This is a genomic window from Polynucleobacter sp. 35-46-11, assembly GCF_002281105.1.
Map to the genome: position 1 here is coordinate 1 of NZ_NCFJ01000251.1, position 3,667 is coordinate 3,667.

Below are 3,667 nucleotides of genomic sequence, written 5' to 3' on the forward strand. Positions count from 1 at the left end.
TTCAAATTTATCGGGCTGGGCTTCATGCTCAAACAAGTAACCCAAACAGGCTGCGAGCATCACCAGCAAGAGCATGATGAAGACTGCCGCTTTCATGACCGGCCACTCTCGCTTAATGACAATAAATAGAGATTGCGTTGCTCCGGAGTAACGCGCTAACTTGAGTAATCGCATTAAACGGAAGACTCGCAAGAAACGCAGGTCGAAGAGGTGATGCAATACGGCCTCTAAGTAAAAAGGCAGAATCGCCAAGAGGTCAATGATGCTCGTTGGTCGAGATGCACTGCGAAGACGCCCTAACAACCACCCTTTGTATTTAGGATCCTCTGGGCTACTATAGATCCGCATTAAATATTCGGTTGAGAATATGGCTACCGCAATTCCGTCCAGAATAATAAATTCGGAGTGAAGGTAATAGTTAATACTTTGAACAGATTCAAAGATGACGGCTAGGACTGACAAAATCACCCAAGTCACGATAAACATATCAAAGATGTGATGCAGATTGCCGCTGGTCGGCGTTTCATTTACTAGCGCGTAAATCTTGTAACGATAAGATTTATCTTGATTGAGCTCTAAGAACTCATTGACCGCCGGCGCCAAAGCGCGGAAGAGTTTGAATAAACGCAGTAAACGTAAGGCTCTGAGAACGCGTAAGTCCGCATCAAACAAGGCGCCTAAATAGAACGGCAATATCGAGATTAAGTCAATAATCGCAAATGGACTCTTGAAATAGGCTAGTCGAGGATATTTGGCAGAGCTAAAGGCAGGGTCTTCTGGCGCAACATAAAGCCGTAATGCATATTCAATAGAGAAGATCGCTAGCGACACTACATCAAAAATATGAAACAGATGCTCCCTGGTTTCATAGATAACCGGAATGTGCTCAAGCACCAGACCAGCCATATTGAGCACGATCATATAAGTAATAAAGTGCTCAAATTGATTGCAGTAATTCTTCTTGATCTGATGATTAAAAAATAGATCAAATACCCGCTTACGGATTCGTAAGTTCAGACTAGCGAACGAAAGTGATTGGAGACTCATAACTTAAACTCCCCAATTTTGATTAGGTAATATCCAGTATCGCAAAGACTTAAACGAATCTGTAAGCCACTGACGATTTTATCGCTCGGTTCCAGAGATGACAGGCTCGGAGCTCCTGCAGGATTGATGGTGAGCTTCTCAAAGATAAAAGATCCACTCGTTAAAAGTTCATGCTTATTACACTTGCTTGAATATGCCGGCCCATTTGGCTTTAAGAGATTGGTATAGCTCTCAAATGGGCCTTTGGCTGCAAAGAGTGCCTCAACGCAATTTTTCCATTGATTTACTTTGATATCTTTAGCAAATTTACTCTCTTCATCAGTAGGCTTACAGGCTTCTGGATGTATTGGCTCATTGGCCTCTAGCTTGCTAGCGAGATTACCAAACCACGCTACGATTTCTTCACCATTATCTTGTGATGTTGCAACTTTAATTCCGTTCTGATAATTCCCAATTCCTAGGTAGGTTACTAAAATTAAGTTGGCAAATAAAACCCCAAGAAAGAAAAAATCCGAAACGCGCATGCCTCTAAATAGACTGTGGATATTCTTGCCCAACATGCTCTCCCTGATCTCTCTTAACCCAAGCGACTATCTTGCCGCTTTCAATTACTGTATATTCAAATTTCGACTTACAAAGACGGCTATACGGGGGTTACCAATGCTATTTCAAGCGGTACTGCAAAGTTTGTTAATGAAAAAGAAGGTAAAGAAGAAACCTGAACCTTCCCAAGATTTGTCCCCAATGGCTCAAAGCATAATGCAAAAGCTAGCGGAACTTGATAAAACCAAGGGTTTAGACCAAGATTCTCCTGCAAATTCAGACGACTCCTCGTCTAAAAATGGCTGAGTTGACACCCCCAAGCGCACTCATTATTTGATGCATTCGCTATCCCCTAGCCCTCCCTTCTAAAGACTGTTTATGCCCCAAGCGATTATTTTCGATGTTGAAGCAACCGATAAGAAGGATGCCGTCATTATTGAAGCAGCCTCTTTAGATGTCACCTCCATTAATCCGCTTGCAGTTGGCAATCCTTGGGTACAACGCTACAACCCTGGTAAACCGATTAGCTTAGGCGCACTAGCGACACACCACATCATGGATGAGGAATTAGTGAACTGCCCTTCTAGCAGCTCATTTAGATTGCCAGCGGGCACCAAATACATCATTGGTCATAGCGTGGACTTTGATTGGGAGGCCATTGGTTGCCCTGAAGTCAAACGCATTTGCACGCTTGCACTTGCTCGTAGCCTTTGGCCTGACTTAGACAGTCACACCCAGAGTGCCCTGCTCTATCACTTTGAGCGCCCTACTGCTAGAGAACAATTACGTGATGCTCATAGTGCATTAGCGGATGTCTGGATTTGCTCCAAGATTTTGGGGCAAATTATTGAAAAACTTAAACCCACCTCTCTTGATGCTTTATGGGAAATGTCTGAGAATGCCCGCATTCCAAAGATCATGCCCTTTGGAAAACACAAAGGTGAATTGATTAGCCAAGTACCCTCTGACTATAAGCAGTGGATGCTTCGTCAAGACAACGTCTCTGAATACTTGCGCAAAGCTTTGCAAGCCTAAGCTTTTTTAGTCCCAATCAATTTAGTGCTTCTGATGCGCTGAGGCTACGAGCTTTTCTGTATAGGCAATCGCGAGAGCTGAAAATACAAAGGTCATGTGAATGACGGTTTGCCACAGCAAGGTTTTTTCATCGTGTGAGGACGCATTAATAAAGGTTTTGAGCAAATGGATCGATGAGATACCAATAATGGCAGTTGCCAACTTCACCTTGAGTACACCTGCATTGACATGCGATAACCACTCAGGTTGATCTGGATGGTTCTCCAACTCCAAACGCGACACAAAGGTTTCCCAGCCGCCAACGATGACCATCACCAGTAAATTCGAGATCATCACCACATCAATCAGACCCAACACAATGAGCATGAGTGCGGTTTCTGTCACATTCCTCTCTGACATCATGCTAATGAGATGAGCCAACTCTATCCAGAACTGCCACACATAAACGCCCTGGGCTACGATTAAACCAATATAGAGCGGCGCCTGTAACCAACGGGACATGAATATCCAGCGCGGTAGAGGGCGTAATTTTTTATCTAAAAAGGTTTGTTTGTCTTCAATCATGGCGTCATTTTAACGATATTTAAGACATTTCTTTTACACGCAAATATCTTGTTGATTTGCGTCATTATGCTGAACTATTGATTTCTTGGTCTTAGCTTGCCTTTGACAGGGAATAAGGAATCCGTGATTTCCTTATTCCCCTTTTTGGCCTACTGCTTACTTATTGCTGCTGACTGCTGACTGCTATTTTTTGCCACCCACCCTCTTACTGGTAGTGACGGCTAAAGATGCCTGACCTTTTTGGCTCACTGCGCTTGGTATTTTTCAGCACAGCCCAGTAAGACATCATCATGATGATTGCAAGTGAAGCGCCGTTGAAGTTATTTAATAGTTCCATTTGATTTCTCCTGGTTTGTATCTAAGTTAATTTGGTTTTGTTGCTATTGCTTGTTACTGTTTTGCTGCTATGTATTCAGAATATTTGCTTACAAGCTCATGAAATGAGCTAGTAAAATTCACTTCCTTATTTGTTGTTTTT

General features: G+C 43.0%; 5 protein-coding genes. 1 reads left to right on the top strand and 4 read right to left on the bottom strand.

All coding sequences use genetic code 11. The features are described 5' to 3' along the window. Positions 1–1,047, bottom strand: a 1,047-nt coding sequence (locus B7Y67_RS12900) for an ion transporter (protein ID WP_293598996.1), incomplete at its 3' end; no start/stop codon positions are given. Beyond that, positions 1,044–1,607, bottom strand: coding sequence for a hypothetical protein (locus B7Y67_RS12905; protein ID WP_293598997.1), 564 nt, complete (start codon positions 1,605–1,607; stop codon positions 1,044–1,046). The genes B7Y67_RS12900 and B7Y67_RS12905, both read right to left, overlap by 4 nt. 361 nt (positions 1,608–1,968) lie before the next feature. Between B7Y67_RS12905 and B7Y67_RS12910 the strand changes: the two genes are divergently transcribed. Beyond that, on the top strand, positions 1,969–2,625 hold the full coding sequence (locus B7Y67_RS12910) for a DUF3820 family protein (protein WP_215301037.1): 657 nt from the start codon (positions 1,969–1,971) through the stop codon (positions 2,623–2,625). A 21-nt stretch (positions 2,626–2,646) separates the two neighbouring features. Here B7Y67_RS12910 and B7Y67_RS12915 read toward each other — a convergent pair whose 3' ends face one another. Further along, positions 2,647–3,189 carry a TIGR00645 family protein gene (locus tag B7Y67_RS12915; RefSeq protein ID WP_215301039.1) on the bottom strand — a complete coding sequence of 181 codons (543 nt, stop codon included), beginning with the start codon at positions 3,187–3,189 and terminating at the stop codon, positions 2,647–2,649. A 205-nt stretch (positions 3,190–3,394) separates the two neighbouring features. Further along, entirely contained in the window at positions 3,395–3,526 is a 132-nt protein-coding gene (locus B7Y67_RS12920; RefSeq protein ID WP_293598998.1) for a hypothetical protein, read from the bottom strand. Positions 3,527–3,667 lie beyond the last annotated feature (141 nt).

Bases quoted from the DNA above. Each gene is read 5' to 3' on its own strand.
- B7Y67_RS12905 (WP_293598997.1), bottom strand. From the start codon at position 1,607: ATGTTGGGCAAGAATATCCACAGTCTATTTAGAGGCATGCGCGTTTCG.
- B7Y67_RS12910 (WP_215301037.1), top strand. From the start codon at position 1,969: ATGCCCCAAGCGATTATTTTCGATGTTGAAGCAACCGATAAGAAGGAT.
- B7Y67_RS12915 (WP_215301039.1), bottom strand. From the start codon at position 3,189: ATGATTGAAGACAAACAAACCTTTTTAGATAAAAAATTACGCCCTCTA.
- B7Y67_RS12920 (WP_293598998.1), bottom strand. From the start codon at position 3,526: ATGGAACTATTAAATAACTTCAACGGCGCTTCACTTGCAATCATCATG.